At 69.0% G+C, this 18,801-nt stretch carries 11 protein-coding genes and 3 pseudogenes; 7 read left to right on the top strand and 7 right to left on the bottom strand.

What is annotated here, in order from left to right; genetic code table 11:
* Positions 1-307 precede the first annotated feature (307 nt).
* From OG764_RS37420 to OG764_RS37405, 4 genes and pseudogenes are all read right to left on the bottom strand, one after another.
* Positions 308-640, bottom strand: a pseudogene (locus tag OG764_RS37420) (transposase); the annotation flags it as partial.
* Between the two features lie 272 nt (positions 641-912).
* Positions 913-3,468: an FG-GAP repeat domain-containing protein gene (locus OG764_RS37415; protein ID WP_328972788.1), complete on the bottom strand. Its 2,556-nt coding sequence runs from the start codon at positions 3,466-3,468 to the stop codon at positions 913-915.
* Positions 3,469-4,217: 749 nt separating this feature from the next.
* A complete protein-coding gene (locus OG764_RS37410; protein WP_328972787.1) occupies positions 4,218-4,421 on the bottom strand; it encodes an EF-hand domain-containing protein in 204 nt (67 codons plus the stop codon).
* Positions 4,422-4,920: 499 nt separating this feature from the next.
* A complete protein-coding gene (locus tag OG764_RS37405) occupies positions 4,921-5,781 on the bottom strand; it encodes a maleylpyruvate isomerase family mycothiol-dependent enzyme (RefSeq protein WP_328972786.1) in 861 nt (286 codons plus the stop codon).
* A 272-nt stretch (positions 5,782-6,053) separates the two neighbouring features.
* On the opposite strand from OG764_RS37405, the pseudogene OG764_RS37400 reads away from it, so the two are divergent.
* The 5 genes and pseudogenes from OG764_RS37400 to OG764_RS37380 all read left to right on the top strand — a co-directional run.
* Positions 6,054-6,206, top strand: a pseudogene (locus OG764_RS37400) (DUF397 domain-containing protein); the annotation flags it as partial.
* A 25-nt stretch (positions 6,207-6,231) separates the two neighbouring features.
* Positions 6,232-7,716, top strand: coding sequence for a hypothetical protein (locus OG764_RS37395; RefSeq protein ID WP_328972784.1), 1,485 nt, complete (start codon positions 6,232-6,234; stop codon positions 7,714-7,716).
* A 474-nt stretch (positions 7,717-8,190) separates the two neighbouring features.
* On the top strand, positions 8,191-10,509 hold the full coding sequence (locus tag OG764_RS37390) for a hypothetical protein (protein WP_328972783.1): 2,319 nt from the start codon (positions 8,191-8,193) through the stop codon (positions 10,507-10,509).
* Positions 10,510-11,515: 1,006 nt separating this feature from the next.
* A complete protein-coding gene (locus OG764_RS37385) occupies positions 11,516-12,415 on the top strand; it encodes a hypothetical protein (protein WP_328972782.1) in 900 nt (299 codons plus the stop codon).
* 198 nt (positions 12,416-12,613) lie between these two features.
* Positions 12,614-13,243 carry a GOLPH3/VPS74 family protein gene (locus OG764_RS37380; protein WP_328972781.1) on the top strand — a complete coding sequence of 210 codons (630 nt, stop codon included), beginning with the start codon at positions 12,614-12,616 and terminating at the stop codon, positions 13,241-13,243.
* A 595-nt stretch (positions 13,244-13,838) separates the two neighbouring features.
* Here OG764_RS37380 and OG764_RS37375 read toward each other — a convergent pair.
* The gene (locus tag OG764_RS37375) at positions 13,839-14,069 is read right to left on the bottom strand and encodes a hypothetical protein (RefSeq protein ID WP_328972780.1); all 231 of its coding nucleotides are present in this window, start codon (positions 14,067-14,069) and stop codon (positions 13,839-13,841) included.
* A 675-nt stretch (positions 14,070-14,744) separates the two neighbouring features.
* Here OG764_RS37375 and OG764_RS37370 point away from each other — a divergent pair.
* The gene (locus OG764_RS37370; RefSeq protein ID WP_328972779.1) at positions 14,745-16,592 is read left to right on the top strand and encodes a hypothetical protein; all 1,848 of its coding nucleotides are present in this window, start codon (positions 14,745-14,747) and stop codon (positions 16,590-16,592) included.
* Between the two features lie 221 nt (positions 16,593-16,813).
* Here OG764_RS37370 and OG764_RS37365 read toward each other — a convergent pair whose 3' ends face one another.
* Positions 16,814-17,578 carry an alpha/beta fold hydrolase gene (locus OG764_RS37365; RefSeq protein WP_328972778.1) on the bottom strand — a complete coding sequence of 255 codons (765 nt, stop codon included), beginning with the start codon at positions 17,576-17,578 and terminating at the stop codon, positions 16,814-16,816.
* 98 nt (positions 17,579-17,676) lie between these two features.
* On the opposite strand from OG764_RS37365, the pseudogene OG764_RS37360 reads away from it, so the two are divergent.
* Positions 17,677-17,790: pseudogene (locus OG764_RS37360) on the top strand (oxidoreductase); the annotation flags it as partial.
* Positions 17,791-17,986: 196 nt separating this feature from the next.
* Here OG764_RS37360 and OG764_RS37355 read toward each other — a convergent pair.
* Positions 17,987-18,487, bottom strand: coding sequence for an allene oxide cyclase barrel-like domain-containing protein (locus tag OG764_RS37355; RefSeq protein ID WP_328972777.1), 501 nt, complete (start codon positions 18,485-18,487; stop codon positions 17,987-17,989).
* Positions 18,488-18,801 lie beyond the last annotated feature (314 nt).

Genomic DNA, 18,801 nt, shown 5'->3' with positions numbered 1-18,801 from the left:
CGGGCCCCGCGGCCGACTTCCGGCCGGGACGCTGATCAGTCGACGAGTCCCGCCTTGTTCACCGCGACCACGGTCGTCGAGACTGCGCCCTGTCGGACGAGCCAAGCCGACCGCCGGATCCGGCGAGGATGCCGACCGCGACAAGTGCGAGGGCAAGGAAGGGATACGGCTCCCGGCGTGCAAGCCGCCCTGCGGTACACCCGCTCACCATGGAGTTGTCGTTTCCTCCAGTTGGTCCCATGAGTCATCGATAGCCACGGCAGTTGGTGACCTTGCCCGCGGTCCCGGTGTACTGCCGTGTCACTCATGCCGAGGCCTCCCCGTCCTTGAGGAACCCTGTGTCGTCGATGATCAGCACGGCCGGGTTGATCACCGGCTGCATCCTCCAGGCCAGCCTGGCCCGGACATGTGCCGGATCCCACGGACTGGTGGTGATGAAGTGGGCCGGGGCCTGCCGGTTGCCGTCCTCGCCCAGCCGGGCGGCCATCGGCTCGACCGACTCGCGACCGCCGTCCATCAGCAGGCCCCGCAGGTAGACCGACCCACACCGACGCTGATCCGCCCGCCCGAACGGCTCGAACACCTCCGCCGCGAAATCCTCCAGATCACACCGGACCGCAGCCAACTCACCAGCCAACATGCCCGGTCAACGACATCACCGGTCACACAGACACGCCACCGGCGAGGCAACCTGACCAAGCCCCACTAGCGGGGTGTTGGCGGAGCCGGTGTGTGCCCGGGGGACAACGGAGCGGGTGGCGGGCTGTGCGCCGGCACATGGCCGCAGCGTCGTCCTGCCGTCGGGATGGGGAGGACCTTGCCGCCGACGACGGTCCCTCCCCCGCGGCTCCGCCCTGCCGGATCCCACCCGGCAGGGCGGAGCGCACTCCTGCGGCCCCCGCCCCGTCGCTTCTAGCGGAGGGACTTGTAGACCTGCCAGCCGGTGCCGAGCCTGGCCGGGGTGCCGAACGTGCCCTTGCCGGTGCCGTTCAGCCGGTGGACCGCGCCCGCCGTGTCGCGGGCCAGCAGGTCGACGCGGTGGTCCCCGTTGAGGTCGCCGACGCCGACGACCGTGTTGTACGAGGCGCCCCAGTCCTTGGCGACCAGCACGCGCGGCGCGAAGGTGCCCTTGCCGGTGCCGTCCATGCGCCACAGCTCGTTGGAGGCGTCCTGCAGGAGCAGGTCGCCGTTGCCGTCGCCGTTGGCGTCGCCGATTCCGACGATCTTCTTGTAGCCCTTGAAGCCGGTACCGAGGGACACCCGGCCGGAGAGCAGGCCGTAGGTGGCCGTTCCGGGGGCGATGGTGTTGTACCGGTAGAGCGTGCCGGTCGCCGCGTCGCGGGCGATCAGGTCAGGCGTCCCGTCCCTGTTGAGGTCGCCGGGCGAGGTGATGACGTCGTAGGCGTTCCAGCCCTTGCCGAGCACCTTGTGCGCGGTGGCGGGCGTCAGCGCGGCGGCCTTGCAGCCCGGGGTGTAGCGGCGCATCTCGCCGGTGGGCATGCGGACGAGGACGTCGTTGCAGCGGTCGCCGTCCATGTCGCCCATCGGGGTGGGCAGGGTGCCCGCGGGCCAGCCGGTGCCGGTGGTGGAGCCGCTGAAGTTGCCCGTGGCGGCGTTGCCGTAGGCGATGCGGATGCCGCCGGTGGACGTCACGGAGAACACGTCGCCGGTGTTGTCGGGCGCCCCGGCGCGGGAGCCGAAGTCCCGGACCACGCGCCCGCCGTCGGAGAGGGTGAACGTGCCCGAGCCGAGGGTCAGCGGGGTGGTGTGGCCGGGCGTGGTGGCCTTCAGGGTCCAGTTGAGCGGGCCGCTCGGCGCGAGGGAGCCGTTGGAGAGCCGGCCGCTCCAGGTGACCTTGATGACATCGGTCTCCTGCGGGTAGTACGGCTCCTGGGTCCACACGGTCTTGCCGGTCTTCGGGTCGGTGACGGTCACCGTCCAGGAGGACGTGAACCGGTCCATGACCCAGCGCGGCGCCCACGCGTACGTCAACCCGTTCCGCGGCACCTTGCCGGTGGTCGGGATGCTCGCGGACAGCACCTTGGGCGCGGGCAGCGGGGTGAGGGTCCGCGCGGCGAAGAAGCTGTAGTTGCCGTCCGGGCCGGTCCAGACGGCGGCGCCCTCGCCCTTGGGCCCGGCTGCGATCTCGCCGCTGCCCGCCATCCCGGAGCCGACGAGCTTGGTCGGGGCCGACCAGGTGCCCCCGGCGGGGCGCGCCCTCTCGGCCAGGTAGGTCTTCTGGTCCTTCCAGACGCGGCCCATGACGCGCGCGGTACCGTCCGGTCCCAGAGCCACGTCGAGGGGCTGGCCGTTCGGGAAGACGTCCCGGGGCGCGCTCCAGCGGCCCGTGTCGGCCTCGCGCTCGGCCATGCCGCGGTTCCAGATGACCGTGACGTCCCCGTCCGGCTGGACCACCGGCTTGTACACCCTGCCCACGCCGCCGGGTCCGGCCAGCCTGGCGGGGGCCGACCAGGCGGCCGCGCCCGCAGCGCGGGTCGCAGCGTGGACGGAGGTGCGGGCGAGCTTGGGGTCGACGAGCTTCGACTCCCAGATGACGGTCAGGGCACCGTTCGCGGCGGCGCTGATCTGCGGGGCGTAGGGGCCGTACTCGTCGGGCCCCAGGGCACCCGTGTCCAGGGCGGCGGGAGTGCTCCAGTCCTGGCTGCCCGCGGTGCGGGAGGTGAACAGCAGGGCGTTCTCCTGCGCGTAGACGACCGTGGCGTTGCCCTGGCCGTCGACCGTCAAGTCGTGCCCGGACAGCTCCTGCGCGCCCTCTGCGTCGGAGACGATGAAGGAGGGCTCGGACCAGCGGCCGTCGGTGCCCAGGATCGCGGTCTGGATGCCGCCCTCGACGGTGGTCCCGGCGGTCCTGGCCCTCCACGCCGCCACGACGGTGCCCTGCGGACCGGCCGCGAGCCGAGGGCCGCCCGGGCGGATGCCCGCGGTCGTCTCGAGGAACGGAGCGGGAGCGGACCAGGTGCCCGCCGTGAGCACCGCGGAGACCAGGCGCCCGGGGCCGATACCGGCGGGGCCGGCGTCCGGGTACTCGCCCCAGACGGCCACGACCTTGTCGCCGGTGACGGTCAGGGGGACGGCGCCGAGCTGCCAGGAGTCCAGGGGACCGGCCAGCTTGACCGGCTTGCCCCAGGCCTCCGAACCCGCCGGCCGCGTCAGGACGTACAGGGTGCTGGCATGGTCGAGGCGCCCGTACGGGTCGGTCTCGACCAGGGCGACGGTGCTGCCGTCCGCGGCGATGACCGTGTCGATGACCTGGCTCTGTGCACTGGTGTCGGAGAAGACGGCCTGCGCCGAGGAGAAGGCGGGCAGCGGCGCCTCGGCCGCCACGGCCTGGGCAACGCCCAGCAGTGGCACCGCGGCCCCGGTGACGGCCGCCAGCGCGGTCGCGGCGGCCAGGGCCCGGCGGCTGCGGGCATGGGGCCGGGTGTGGGCGAAGACTGGGTGTCGCATGTGTCCCCCGTGCATGAAGTGAAGCTGAACACACCTCAGACCCGCGACCGACTCGGATGGTTGTACCGCCCCGGCAGGAAGATCGAGCGGTGCGTCCGGTGGCACGCCCAGGCCGCACGGTGCCCCCGCCTGGGCGTGCCGCGTCGCGACGGTGTGCGGTGTGCGCGTACGTCGGCCTGCGCGCCGGCGTCTACTCGGTGACGGTGTCCGCGTGGCGGTGGGCCACCTGCCACACGCCGGCTTCGCGTCGGTACACCTGCGTGACCCGCAGGGTGTAGGTGCGGGGCTGCCCGTCCACCGAGGCCGAGGTGTGTTCGAGACCGACCGTGTTTGGCCGTCCCCGCGGCGTGGCACACTGGCGGCTCAGGCGGCTCAGGCGGCTCAGGCGGCTGTGAACGGGGGACGATCCGGTTCGTTCTGGAGATCGACAGTCGGCCGTCGGAGTTGCCGTACATCGAGCGGGTACGGCGCAGTCGCAGTTTCGACGTAGGGCGGATGACGTCGATCGCGGCGTCGCACTGGGAACTTGTCTCCTGTGAGCACGACGACCAGGTGCAAGGCGACCTTCCCGGGCGCGTCTTCGGCATGGACACGACGACCCGAACCTGTGGCCCGGGCGCGGAGCCGGACGTTCCGGCCCCACGCTCCAATGCCCGTGGCAGGGACGGGCAAGCCCGTTCCCCGCGGGTGGCTTGCCCAGACTCCCCAAGCTTGCCCAGGAGGCATGCGCAGGCCTGTCAGGCCTGCCGCTACTTCAGCAGGGTGCGGAACTCTTCGAAGTCGAGGACCCCGTCGCGGTTCGCGTCGGCCGCCATGGCCTTCTTGACCTCCTCGGCGAGGTGCCCTTGGGCGCCCTCGGCCTTGAACCCCTCCGCCAGTTCGACGATGCTGATCCGCCCGTCACCGTCCGTGTCGATCTCGTCGAACAGCGCCCTGAGCTCGGCCTCGTTCATGACATACCCCTCTCGCGTTCACAGGCCTCGAAGGCCCACATGGCCCACAACCTTGCCACACCATCAACATCACACCAGCGGCCGAGCGCTGGGCCTGCCGTACGCTCCGGCCGGGGTGGGCCGGCCGGGCGCCTCCCGACGGTGGCGAAGCGGCGCTGCCGGCGTCAGGCGTCAGGCGTCAGGCGTCAGGCGTCAGGCGTCAGGCGTCAGGCGTCAACGAGTGCCGACTTCGGCCGGCAGCCGCGGTGGCCGTTGCCGTTGCGGCGCGGTCCTTGTCGAGGCCCCAGGTGAAGGCATGTACGTGGAGCGGTCCTCGGCCTGGGCCAAGGTGATCCGGTGCTCAGCCGGGGCGGCTGAGCACCACACCGGACATGGCCTCCGCCCCTACGTATCCCCACTGCCTGGAAACGACGCCCGCCGGACGGCCTCCCGCACTCGCCCGAGCGCCCGGCCCCGGTCGGCAGGCGGGCGCGCCGGCCGGCGCAGCACGGTCCGCTGGTCATGGAGTGGCGGTGAGCTGTCCGAACCGGGCGGCGAGCCAGGGCTTGCGACCACCGGCCCGCATCCGACCGCGCGCGATCGCCTTCCAGGGCGGAATACGCCCGTAGGAGACCAGTAGGAACGCGGCCGGTGTCGCGGTGATCCGGCAGTCGTAGCGGCGAGGCGGGGCGTCGCGGGTCACCGTCATCCTCTGGTCGGCCACGACGACCGCAAGCCGCGGACCGCCTTTGATGGAGAGGTCGAATGCGAGGCTGGCACCCCGCGCCCGCGCCGCATCCAGGGCCAGCGGCATGAGCGTCGGCATCGTCTGCCCGATCACCAGGCGCGCCTCGTCCGGGGCGATGGGCCAAGGAAGGTCGGCCCCGCGCGCGATGTCCAGTCCGTGCACGAGGCTCTCACTGAGCATCAGTCCGGTCAGCGTGGCCAGCGTGAACGTCGTATCCTTCCCGAACCAAGGCACGTCGACGGGGGTGTCCGGGGCGAGGCCGGCGGTGGCCCGCAGGAATGTCTCGCCCCGCTCGGTGACGAAATCGCCCAGTCGGGCGCGGTCCGCGCCGGCGACGAGACGGATGGACGTGGCGTTCACGGCCGTGATCCGCTCTGCGAGCGTTCCGTCACCCGGTGGCAGGATGTTGTCCCAGTCCATGGCCCCGTCGCCAGTGGCGGCGGAGCAGTACGCGAGAAACACGGCCGCGAGGTGCGAGCCGACATCGCCCACCGACCACACCGGAATTCCGGACGCCGCGTCCAAGTCGCGCACGTCGCGCAGGAGTCGCACCAAGCGTTCCGTCGCGGCGGCCAGCGCTGCACGGGTCTTCTCGTGCTCACCGACGGCATCGAATTTCGCGGCACTGTCCATGCGATTCCCCCCTGGCACGCAGACGGCCACACAGATTACCGTCCAGTAGCCGGTCGCGACAGAGGAGCGCCCGATGTACACCCGCGTCCGACTCCCGCTGGCCGCTGCCCAGGCGATCGACGGCAGCGCAGGCCGACCCGCGAGCGCCACATCCGCCGCAACATCCGCGCCCGCCGACACCGGGCGGATCTGCGCGGGGCTCCTCAGCGAGAGGTGGTGTTGTTGCACCTGCCGTAGGGGCATGTGGTGTGGTCGGGGCACCACAGCACGAAGATTGCGTCGAGGTCGCCACCTGCCCCCACACCGTCCAAGTCCGCGACTCCAAGGGCACCACCCGCCCCTCCTTCGCGGTCTCGCCCACGGCTTGGGGCACCTTCGTCCGAACCGCTGATTCATTCGAACGCAGCAGCTCGCTGTGCACATGACTGGCGGGACGGCGAGCCTGGCCCCATGGGCATACGACCATGGGTGGTCGTCGAGCCACCTGACCGGCGCGGTCTGCGCCGGATCACCATCCTCGGCAAGACCGTGGGCAGCGCCTGGTCCCTCCGGGAGTTGCGGAGGGTACTCGGCCGCCTCGGCTACCCCGACGACATGGACCTCGACGACCGCTCGCGCGTCTACTGGCGCGGCGGCGACAGCAGCGTCTGGCCCGACGAAAAGGGCTGGAGGCGGCGTGTGGTCATCGCCTTCATGCTGGTGGGGCTGCTCGGCTCGCTGGCTCTGCACGTCGTCATCGGCTGGGCAGACGCCTGGGGAGCACTGACGTTCGCGCAACGTCTGGTCGGTGCTCTGTTCCTGTTGGCAGGCATAGTTCAAGGGATCGCGTTGCCCGCGGTCGTCGACTACTGGGGCCGCCGGCAGGTCAGGCTATCCGGAGCGCTGGTCCTTCTCGGCGTGCTCATGGCGCTGGCCACCACGACCCTTCTCCTCTTCCTGTGGCTGCAGGAACAAGAATTCATAGCCACTGTCCTGCTCGTTCTCGCCTTGTGGCTCTGGTCACTGTGGGCTCTCCGCACCCTTATCCACGAAAGGGTGTGGAGAGGGATACCGCACCCAAGAAAGTTCGCGGCCGGTGTTACCGCCACGGCGCTCCTGACGGCCATCAGCCTGGGTTACTCAATTCTCTATCAACCCATTGTCGCCCCCCTACACTTCGTGCTCAATGCGGAATTCGGGACACCACAGACAGACGCCGACTCACCCTATATTCACGTCCCCCTCAAACTCTACGCGAAGAACACCGGAGGGATCCCGGTCTACATCGTCGTCGACGACTACACGGTCCGGGGGTACTTGGCCGAGTTCTCCGCGTCAGGCGAGGGAATGAAGGAATGGAATGACGACGAGGAGCGCGTGCGATGGCAGTGGGCCTCGGAGGCCCAGGCCTTCGAGAGCAAAGTCAAAGGTGAGGTCATTTCAGCCGGGCAGTTCCAGGGTCCTGGGTCGACACTGGACTCCGGTGAAGAGTTCAAAATGGAGAAGGTGATCACGCTCCCGAAGAATACCAGGTACGAGACGCTGGACGCCGTTCTCCAGTTCGCCGTCCTGAGGCAGGACCGCGGGAGGCTCGATGAAGAGTTCGGTTACCAAAAACTCTCCTGGATTAAGTCGGAAGGGAGATACTACTGCCCACCCGCCGGCTGCGGTGAGCTCCTCATACACCACGGCAGGGTGCGCTACAACGTCAACTTGATCAATGTGACGCGCAAGCCGCGGTACGTGGCGGCCTACTGGTCTCCGGGAGTCGAGCCAGATGCCTTCATCTCCTCGTTCAACTTCAAGAAAGAGAAGAAGAGCCAGTCGATCTACGACATATACGAAGGCCTGGACGAGAACGAACTGAAAAGAGAGGCCGAGAGGTACGGCCTCACCTGGATCTCCGTGAATTCGGAAGTGTCCGTCAAGGGCCTACTGAAGCAGGCGCAGCCCTGAGTCGCGCGCACGCTCTCGTCAGATGACGCCCAAACGGCGTGCGGCGAGGCGGAGGTAAGGGACACGGACCGGCAGGGCCTGGGAACACCATGCTGCGGCCCCGTCGCCGACTGCCCCGGAAGACACTCACACCCCCGGCAAACCACAGTCGGAAGTCACCCGATCAGGGTGGCTCAGTTCAACACGCTGTACTTGATGGATAAGCCTTCCGAGACCATCGCCCGGAAGGCATCGAGCTCCAAGACCTGCGTGGCCGGCCAGGTACTCGCGAGGGTGGACTTGCCGCTGCAGCACACCAACCACCACCCCCTCCAGCGTCACCCTCGGCCGAACCGGCGCTCACCTTGTCATCGCCATGTCGTAACGTTCCGTCAAGATTCTGCGGCCCGCCGGGCTCCGGCGGGCCGCAGACGTTAACGGCACTGAGGTGGATCTTTGAGAATCAGAAGGCTTGCCGCGCTGGCGCTGAGCGCCATGACAGCGGCTGTCGTGTCGATATCGGCGCCGTCGGCGGCGGCGGAGACCGCGCCGTCGCTGGAGGTGGTGTTCAACAAGCCGACTCCGCGAGGCACCGCCGGCCATGACCGGGCCATCGAGGACCGGCTCCTGAAGCTGATCGGCCAGGCGACCTCGACGACCAGCATCCGGGTGTCCTTGTACGACATGGAGGACAAGGAAGTCAACAACGCGCTCATCACCGCCGCCAACGACAGGAAGGTCGATGTGCGGGTCCTGAGCGAGCGCTGCCCATGGGGCGAGTTCAGGTCCAAGTGCGACGGCTCCTCGACGGAGCCGATCCCCCCGGTAACGACCATCGTCCCGGAGGCTGCCCGCCTAGCACAGGCTCTCGGCAACGCCCCGGACGGCAAGCCGCGCGTGGTCCTCTGCAATCGGGGCTGCATGCAGACCCAGGAAATCAATCACGACAAGTTCTGGCTATTCAGCGAGGTGTACGACGGCCAGACGAAGACAACGACAACGAACGTCGTGGTCCAGTCCTCGCACAACCTGGGTGGCAGCACTCCCGGGCTCGCGGACAACATGGTCATCAGCTCGGGCGACGCGCAGATCTACCAAGGGTATGAGCACACCTGGAACACCATGCGCGCGAAGGAGCTCGCGGGCGGGGCTAACAGCCTCTGGCCGGAGGTCGACACCGCCGGGACCGGCGACTTCAGCGGCCATGGGGGCACGGTCGCCGCTTGGCGCTACCCGCGGAAGGCCAGGAGCGACAGCGGCGTGCTCAACGACCCGGTCGCCAGGAGCATCAAGGCGCTCGACTGCTCCACCGGCCCGGAGGTCCACATCGCGATGGCCTCGTGGGGCGGTCGCATCGAGGTCGACAACGCACTCCTGGCCAAGGTCGACGAGGTCGGCGCCAACGGCAAGCGGTGCAAGTTCCGGATCGTGACGGCCGGCACCTCGGCGAAGGCGGTGGCCCTGGAACCGAACGCGGCGCACCCGGACCGGGACGTCCAGCTGTGGACGGTCACGACGAACCAGCTCAACGGGATCTCGGGCGGCCTGCACTCCAAGTACGTACTCCTGTCCTGGGACGACACCGACGGTGAACACCGTGTCGTGCACACCGGCTCCGACAACTTCAACAACACGGCCGTTGGGGTCGCCGACGAGTCGGCGCTGCGCATCACCGATCCGCGGATCTACCTCGAGTTCAAGGCCAACTGGGACTGGCTGCGCGAGCAGAACGATCTGACCCTAAACAATCGGACAGACATCCCGTTCCTGTACGAGTACAGCGGCGTCAACGACAAGGGCATGAACCAGCCGTTCACTTTCGGGGCAACTACGTACAACACGTTCCGCAACCCCAAGCACTCCGACTTCAAGAGCCCGGCCGCGCTCTCCCGTAAGTCCGTCAAGGGCGACTTCAACGGCGACCGCGTACTCGACATCGTCACCCTCAACGACAACGGCCTCGATGCCGAGGGCAAGAAGTCGTTCTCCTTCGAGACGTTCGTCGGCAAGCCCGACGGCCGCTACTTCCCGGGCCTGAAGTCCTGGAAGGCCAACTCCGACTGGGGCGATTACAGCAACATGCGTCTCACCAGTGGTGACTACAACGGCGATGGGCGGGACGACGTCGCCGCGCTCTACACCCGCGCGGGCGCGGGCGACGACTGGTCGTTCTACACGTTCTTCGCCCAGCCCGACGGCACGTTCACGGGACCGGTGCGCGCATTCGACAGCCTCCCCGGCTGGGGCAAGACGAGCCAGATGAAGATCGTGAGCGGCAAGTTCAACACCGGCGATCAGCGCGACGACATCGCCGCCCTGTACACCTACGCCGATGGCGATCTCGGCCTCCACACCTTCACCGCGAAGGCGGACGGCACCTTCAATGCCTCCTTCGGCTCCTGGAGGGTGGAGGCCGGTGTCTGGGGTAGCGGTGAGCGGACGACGATCGTCAGCGGCAACTTCGACGGTCTCGGCGGCGACGACATCGGCGCCCTGTACGACTACGCGGACGGCTCGGTCGGCGTACATACCTTCATCTCGCAGGCCAACGGCGCCTTCAACGCTCCTCTCCAGGGGTGGAGGGAGCTCGGCTGGGGGTCCGCCAAGAGCATGCAGCTGACCAGCGGCGACTTCGACGGCGACGGGCGCGACGACTTGGCCTCCGTGTACAAGTACGCCGTCACGTCCCCGGAGGAGAAGCCCACGATGGCCGTGCACATCTTCGGCACACAGGCTGGAGGCAAGTTCAACCCGCCGTACCGCGGCTGGTACGGCGAATACTCCGCTGCTTCGGTCACCGTCCCGACGTCCTGACGTGCGGGTGCCCCGGCCGCGTGGGCGGGGCACCCGGGGGCTCCCCGGACGCACGTCAGCGCGGGCCGCCACCAGGTGGTGGTGGCCCGCGCTGGAGTCGTCAAAGTCGCCTGTCAGCCGGCCGCCGCAGCTGGCCCCTGACCGAACTGGGGTACGTCCTCGGCCGTGACGTCCAGGCGCAGCGGCGATATCCGGACAGACGAGGAGGGACCGTGGACAGCGGTCGAAGCTGCAATGGATCATCACCGGCCAGGGTTGGACACCCCGAAATGAGGAGCTGGCAGTGCCGAGAATGCCTCAGCCCTGACCGGCGGCTCACCAACCGGCAGGTGCCCATCACCATCTCGCCCAGGCGCAGGCCCCGGCCCACGTCGGGGCAGGCCGGGGAATGCCCCGTCCGGGTTTCTACACGTCGCCAACCGCGAAGTCATCGACTGTCGAGGTGTAGCTGATGACGCCGCCCGTAATGCAGGCGGCGCCGATCTCGGCCACGGGAGTCGTCGTCCGGCCGCCCCCCCCCCTGCGCCCACCCGCCGGCGAAAGCTCCACCGACCACCTCGCCGCCGTCGAGCCTGTAGTACCGCGTGTCACCGGAGAGGGACGACCCCTCGATGACCGTCTTGCTGCCGTCGTTCCAGAAGATCGTCACCCGGGACGAGCCGGCCGGGCTGCCTCCTTCGCGAACTCCTGCAGGCTCCTGCTTCCGTCGTACTCCGCGAAGTCGAGAGCCACGTAATGGTGACCGGTCATCGCGTTGAACGCCGCGTCGCCTCGTCCGCCACCTCCGAACGGGCGGCCCACAGGTCCGCGATCCGGTCGATCTCGGCGCACAGCTCGTCCAGCCCTCGCCGGCTCACAGGCGGCGGCAGCAACTCCGGTCTCAGGTCCACAGCCCGAACTATGTCCGCCGGTGCCGACATGCCCAGGCCGAGCCCGCTGCGGCAGCCCCGACGGGAAGGTGTACGGTCTGCCCTGTTGAACGTGTTCAATTCGGGGGCGGGTTTTCGTGGGGAACGAGAGTGTCGGCGAGGGCGACGGCAGAGCGGCCGCGCCCGGCTGGTGGTACACAGCCGCGCCCGGGGCCGAGGTGGTGGGCGCTGGGCAGGTCCTCCTGGCGGGGATCGTGCAAGTGGTCCACACGCAGAGCCAGGACGACTACGGTGCCGGATATGGAGGAGCCTTCGGTGCGCTGCTCTTCCTGTGCTGCTGTCTGCCGGTGGCGCCGTTCGGGCTCGGCGTGCTGCACGCGCTGCTGCTGACCAAGCCGGTCGCCTTGCTGTCGCGGGCAACCCGGTGCCGGATCCGCCTGCCACGCGCGGTGGTCGTGCCGGGCTGGCTGCTCGTACTATCCGCCCTGGCGGCGCTCGCCCCCGCCGTCCTCCTGGACGTGCCGTACGTACAGTGCTGGGCGGTCATCGCGGCGAGCGGCGTGCTGCCGCTGCTGGCCTCGGTCTGGTTCCACAGGCGGCGGATGGCCGAGAGCGCGCGGTGGAAGTGGGGCGCGTCGGTGACCGGCGGGCTGACGGCGCTGATCCTGGCGGTCGCCGTGCTGGGGCCCCAGAGCGGCTGGCTCGCCCCGTACGAGGCCCCCGAGCTGGGCTCGAGCGGGTACGTCGGCACCTGGAAGGGAGACGGCGCGACCGTCGTCCTCCATCCGGACGGGCGCGCGGAGGTGACACGCCTGGCCTACGAGGCAGAGCACTTCGACCTGGCGAGGTGCACAGGCACAGGGACGTGGCGCTTCCGGGAGCGGCAGGAGTACCGGCGGGAGGGCGTCGAACTCGACGTCAAGGCCTGCGACTCGGCCGACGGACTGTCGGTCGCGGGCACGCGCAGCCACCCCGAACTGTTCACGCTGCTCGGCGACCCCGACGCGGGCGACGTGCGCCGCCTGCGGAAGGGGTGACGGGCTTTCCGACCCGGGGGTTCTGCCCCAGAGCGCTCTGGCACCGGGCCTCGCCCACGCGCGCCCTTTCGGCGCGGGGCTGGTGCAGCTTTAGAGGCATTGGCCGCCACACGTGCAAGATTTGTTGGTGCCGGTGCAGCTGAAAAACACGGGGTTCCTCGCCCGCTCGATGACCTGCTGTTCAGTCAGGAGGAAGTCGTGCTGCTCGCCACGGACGACGCGTCCGGTGCCGTACGACACCGGACGCAGGTCGGATGGGCAACAGCCGGTGGTCTGCTGATCGACTTGGTCCTGGCCGGGCGTATCCGCGTCTCGGAGCGCTACCTGTCCCTCCTCGACACGACACCGACCGGGGACGCGCTCCTCGACGGCCGGATGGGTCTGATCGGCGAGTGGCGCGGCGAGCGGACCGTGGGCCGGGTGACCGAGTGGCTGGGCAGGGACCGCTCCAAGGCTCTGGAGGCGGCGGTCGGCAGCCTGTGTGACCGCGGCATCCTGGCAGCAGGGCGGCGGATACTGGGTGTGGTCCCCGTACGCCGCTACCCGGAAGCGGACGGCGCACCCGAGCGGGAACTGCGGGGCCGGCCGCGAACCGTCGTCCTGGACGGCGCCCGCCCGGACGAGCGCACGGCACCGCTCATCGCGCTGATCCACGCCACCAAACTCCACGCCCTCGCCCTCCCCGACACCCATAACCCGCAGGTGTTCATCGGGACGGCATCCGTCGCATCCGGCCAATGGGCCTCCGACCGCGTACGCACCGCCATCCACGAAGTGACAGCAGCCGCCCTCGGTGTCTCCTTCGCCCCGACGATCACCAGCAGCTGAGCGCCGGACGCATCCCTCCGGTTCCGGACCGTGACGCCGCGAAGCCGTTCCCCCGCGACGCCCGCCGCTCCGCCTGCCCGACGACAGCGCGTACGCGCCCATGCCCACAGCCCCGCAGAAAGCCGGGCCATGTAGGCGCAGCCGGGAGTGAAGTCTGGGAATGGGCGCGCCTGAGACCTGTCCCGGCACCGGGCCGTCCACGTCTTCGGCACGCGGGTCGTCAGGACGCCGGCACGGGGTGAGGGGCATCTGCGCGCCGCTGCGGTGCCGTGCTGATGGGGATTGCGAAATCGGCTGTGGCGGACATTTCGTGATGGCCGCCGTGCCGTCCGGCACAAGGGTGGCGGCCGCGTAGGGTCAGCGGCATGGCTGTCAGGTTCAACGTAGCTGAGGCACTGGCTGGCGGATGGGTGCTCAAGCGGAGCAGCACATTAGCGCCACTGGATGTGAGCCTGGCCCTGACTGCAAGGAGTAACCCAGGCCGTGATCACCGACTCGGCCCGGTCGCGCAGCTCCCCTCCCGGTTCGGCCGGGGCCCAACGAGCAGGCTCTCGCTCTCGCTGGGACCCGTCACAGAACGTGCTGGGTCAAACTCTCACTGCTCGAAGTGGGCCTCGTACCAGGCGTCGATCTCGCCGGCGTCGAGGGGGATTGCAGTGATAGCGGACAGGGCCCAAGGGGCTACGTACCGAGGATCACTGCCGGCCAGCTGCTCCAGGTCGGCGTTCCGCAGGGCCGCGGCTCCGGCGCGATGACGGTCGTGGAAGTCCTGCACGTCTTCGACTTCTGCAGCGGCGGTGACGTAGCAGGTGACGAAGGGATCCATGGCGGCACAATGCACTGCGAGGTGGCGGCGGTACTCAGGGTCGCTGGCCGATGCTGTGTTCGCCGGTTCGCCGTCATGTGTTTCGGGCGTGCCGCGCCAGGAATGGACGTATCCGAGGAACGAGCGGGTGTAGTCGTCCGGGTCGGTGGGCAGTGCGGTGTCGCGGCGCCAATGCCCCTCGGTGACGTGTACTGCCGTGTCTGCCCGGTAGCGCAGCCCCGACAGCGCCGCGGCCAGATGAGCGAAGTCGAAGGTGGCACCGTCGTGCGCGGTGAGAATGAGGTCGGTGGTGGTCGGGGTTGCCTGCTGGTCAATCAGTCGGGGGATCAGTAGCCGGTTTGGGCGACGTCTGTACGGAGAACATGGCGCCGGAGTCTGCCTGGTCTATCTGGCCTGGTAGCCCGCGGGTTCTGGGTCTACCCGAGCCGGTCCGCCGAACGCAGTGACTCCTGCAGCCGAAGTGAGTCATGCTAGGACAGGGCCGTCACGCATCTCATGGTTGAACTGGACTTCTACCAGGGCGAGTTGCATGGTGGCTCGCCTATCGGGCAGGGAGCGGCTTCCGGGGCGGCCGTCAGCTGTGGACGTTTCGGAGCACCACGAGCCATGCCCATCTTGCTCTGGAGGGCGTGTCTCGACCTGCCCTCCCCCGACACACAACGCTGGAAGGAATCCATGCGCTCCCGATCGCTCTTACGTTTCCGGCCCGCCCGGTCCGTCTGCCGGGCGCTGTGCGCGACCCTGATAACCGCCGCGGCAGCGCTCAGCACTGGGCTTGCAGCCCCGGCCCCGAGTGCCGCCGCCACCACCGACGATGTGGTCAGCAGCCACTGGATCGGACTGGGCTACAACCAGAACCCCCAGCCGCCGAGCGGCACGAGCTGGAACACTGCTGACTGGAATCGGATGGTGTCCCGCACCGGTTACATGAAGCCGGGCGTGGTCCGGGTCATGTTCAACCTGCCCTGGTTTTGGAGCGGCACAGATGCGGGCGGCACCTACGACTTCACCAGCGCCGCCTACCTGAACGCCGAGAAGGTGATCAAGCACTATGTGGACGAGGGCGTGCCGGTTGTCAGCGGACTGTTCGGCATCGACAACCTGACCTACACCTCCCCGAACACGGCCGCCGTCCAAACGAGGCTGGTCAAGCAACTGCAGGCCGCCGGCGCCGCGCCGGCGTACTGGGTCGGTGTCAACGAGCCCAACGTCGCCAACGGTTCGAAGTCCTACACGTACGCCGACTGGCAGACAGCGACTACCGCCCTCGCGTCCGCCTTCGCAACCGCCGAGGTGGACACCACCCGAACGGTCATCTCCGGCGCCGACAGTGCTGAGGCCGGTATCAGCTCCTATGGCGGTGACCTCGGCGGCCAGACCGCACCCGAGTGCAATTCCGGGTGCAACGCAGCCCTGGTCTGGAAGCTCGCCGCACTCAACACGTTCACCGCGCAGATCTACGCGGACAGCGCCACCGACACGGCGATCACCTTCCAGACCTCATTGGACGGCACGGTCTGGAAGAACCTGGCAGTCGCGCCGCCGACGCCGGTCGCCCTGGTCACCGGCAAGGATGGAGGCGGAATGTGGAGCTACACCTACACCGCTTCCGGCATCACCGGCAGCAAGTACCTCCGCCTGTCCGTGGCCTCCTCGACCCTTGAACACTCGATCGGGTCGATGCACATCGCCAACAACAGCACGACCATCGAGGACTCACTCAACGATCTGGCACAGACACAGGCCGGCATGAACACCGGCACCTGGAAGGGCAACAACTCCTGGTGGCTGCGCTCTGCACAGAGCGGCCTGCTGAGAGCGAGCGAGGCCCACTTCTACGGCCAGGAGCTGTACGGCGCGGACCCGGCGTACGTCGAGCCCGTGATGGACGAGGCGGTGTCCCAGATCCGGCTGGCGACGCTCGACGATCCGGTGTTGCTGGGGGAGACGGGGACGAAGGCGCTTCAGTACCCGGACGGCAGCAAGGACTACCGCTTCGCGCTCGACACGACCCAGCCGTTGCGCATGGCGGATCTGGCGGTGCAGGAAGCCCGCAGCGGCGTGGACGGAGCAGCAGCCTGGTGCCTCGACGGCTATTCCTCGACCACGTTCTGCGGGATGTGGGGGCGGGGCAACGACGACCCTGACAAGGTGTCGGCCCACTCCACGGCGCTACGGCCGTGGTTCTACACCTGGAGTCTGCTGACCCGGTACCTGCCGTCCGGGTCCGTCATCCATGCGCCCGCCGAGCCGACGGGCGTCCGCGTGCTGGCTGCACAACTGCCCGGCGGGGGCTGGACGTTCGTCCTCGTCAACCGCACGTCCGTCGCACAGGCGGTGAGGCTGACCGAGCCCACTGGGTGGATCACCCTCAACAAGTACCTCTACACCGACGGCGCCACCCCGACCACCGACGCCAACGGGTTCCCCACAAAGGTCGGCACGGTGACGAAGAACTTCACCAGCGGACAGACGCTGACGGTGGGTGCCGGCTCCGTCCTGGTGCTCACCACCGAGCCGTGAGCAAGCCCCCGACGACCGGGGACTGAACGTCTGAGAGGGCGATTGCCGAGGAGGCCGGGCAGCGCTCGTAGTCGCCGGCACCCCTTTGACAGCTCCGCCGAAAGCACCGCCCATCCGCCGCCTCCGGACGGGACCCTCACCGCAGTCCGGACGCGGCGAGGCGGATACGGCGTACGGAACCCCCCGGGGGGGCGATCCCGCACCCCCCGGCGCGTGTGGCGTCAGGCCAAGGCCTTGGCGGTGGCTTCGGCGAACGCGTCCGGGGCGTCGAGCATGATGTTGTGGCCGCAGGACGGGATGGCCTGGACGCGGACGCCGGACGCGGTCAACGCGTCGGCGCCCGGGAGTTCGCCGTCGGCTTCGGGGAAGAGGAAGGTCCGGGGAATCGTGAGGGTCAGCAGGGTCTCCCGCATGGTCGGATCCGTGCCGCGGGCCAGGTGCACGGCCGTCCGGTGCAGCGCCTCCCGTCCCGCCAGCCGCATCGTCGACCACCAGTGCTCCCCGACCCGGTCGCGGACCTCCGCCCAGCCGCCCGCCAGGAACTCCTCCTCCGTGTACGAGGTCAGTCCGCTGCTGCCCGGCGCGGCCGGGCCCGCCGGTACCGGGTCGAGGTTGGCGTCGACCAGCACCAGCCGGGAGACCAGCTGCGGGTGACGGTCCGCCAGCACGATGGCCACCGCGCCGCCCATGCTGTGCCCGATCACCTGAGCACCGCTCACCCCCGCCGCGGTCAGCGCCGCGGCCAGCGCGTCGGCGTGCGCCTCCAGCGTGTACGTGAAGTGCGCCGGCCGATCGCTGTGCCCGTGGCCGAGCAGGTCGATCAGCAGCGAGCGGTGTCCGGCCAGCAGCGGATTCACCGCCGAGGCCGCGAAATAGGCCGGGGCCGTGGACCCGAGGCCGTGCACGTAGACCCGGACCGGCTCGCGCCCCGGCAGTTCGACCCAACGGATCCGGTCGCCCTCGGGCGTGACGATGGCGTTCTGCACGCTGTTCCCCCTACAAAATCGGCAGGGGAAGAGGATAGATCGCCCCCAGGCCCGCCACCCACCTCGAACCGCGGCCACCATTCGCGCACCTCGGAGCTGACGAGGTCGGCATCGCACCCGCCTCGGTGGCACGGGCGGTCGCCTACGCGATCGAGCAGCCGGCGGACGTGGACGCCAACGAGATCGTGGTCCGCCCGACAGCGCAGAGCTGACCGGCTGCCGGCTGTAGGGCCTGGAAGCGGTGCCGGCGAAGGTCGAGGGGGTGCGGTCGAAGGGGGAAGCGGCTGGTGGAGCGGTGCTGGCTGGCCGCATCCCCTTGACCCGCACTTCCTTTCGTACGACCGTCTCCAATGGTGCGACGCGAGGGGAGAAGGCCGGATTCCGGGGTTATGTGGACGTCTGGGTTCGTCAGGCGAGGTGGATCGTGAAGCGCCTCACGACCTTGGGGGTGGTGGCGATCGTGTCGGAGTGGACCCAGCCGCGAGCCTTCTTGTACTTCCCGGTGCCGCCAGTGATCGCGTTGTCGAAGGGACCCTGGTCGAGGTAGTTGAAGTACATTCCCTGCACGGTGAGCTGGCCGCCCGGGAGGACGTAGGTCACGACGCACTGCTCCGCTTCATCGGCGCCGGCCCGGGTGGTGGTGCAGGTGCCGTGGGTCTCGCCGACCTTGTTGTGCGCCTCGTCGAAGAGGTCCGAGCGGACGACGACTTGATCGCCCTGCGAGACGCTGCCGGGGGTGACGGGGAAGCGGGTCAGCTGCTGTACCTCGGCCAGGAGTGTGATGTTCCGGGCCTTGTCTCTGGCCTGGGCGGAACCGGTGTCCGTCGCGGCGGCCGCGACGGGGGTGCAGGCGAGGAGGGTGACCAGCGTGGCCGTGCCGAGGCAGGCCGCTCCGATGGGGCGCATCATGCGACTCCTGAGGTTGATGTGCGGGAATGATCGGATGGCGAACTTCCATCCGATTCCGTTCGATACCCTTCATAACCTCGACTCCGCCGCGCCGCGGAGCACCCCGGCACGAACCACCGGCACATCCAGCCGGTCGGACCAAAGTCAGGCGGCGGAGCTCAGCCGAGCAGGCCGAGGCCCTGTCGCACCTCTACCGGCGGATCCTGCGGCTGTCCCGGGTGCTCTCGACCGACCCGTTCTGGGAGACCGTCGACGGTGAGCAGGTGTTTGTCTGGGATGGTTCACCGCCTTGGTGAGCACGTCTAGCGTGCTCC

It is taken from the genome of Streptomyces sp. NBC_00239, assembly GCF_036194065.1.
Classification (GTDB): Bacteria; Actinomycetota; Actinomycetes; order Streptomycetales; family Streptomycetaceae; genus Streptomyces.
Note: the sequence above shows the minus strand (reverse complement) of the source record. Positions and strands in the feature narration are given on the sequence as shown.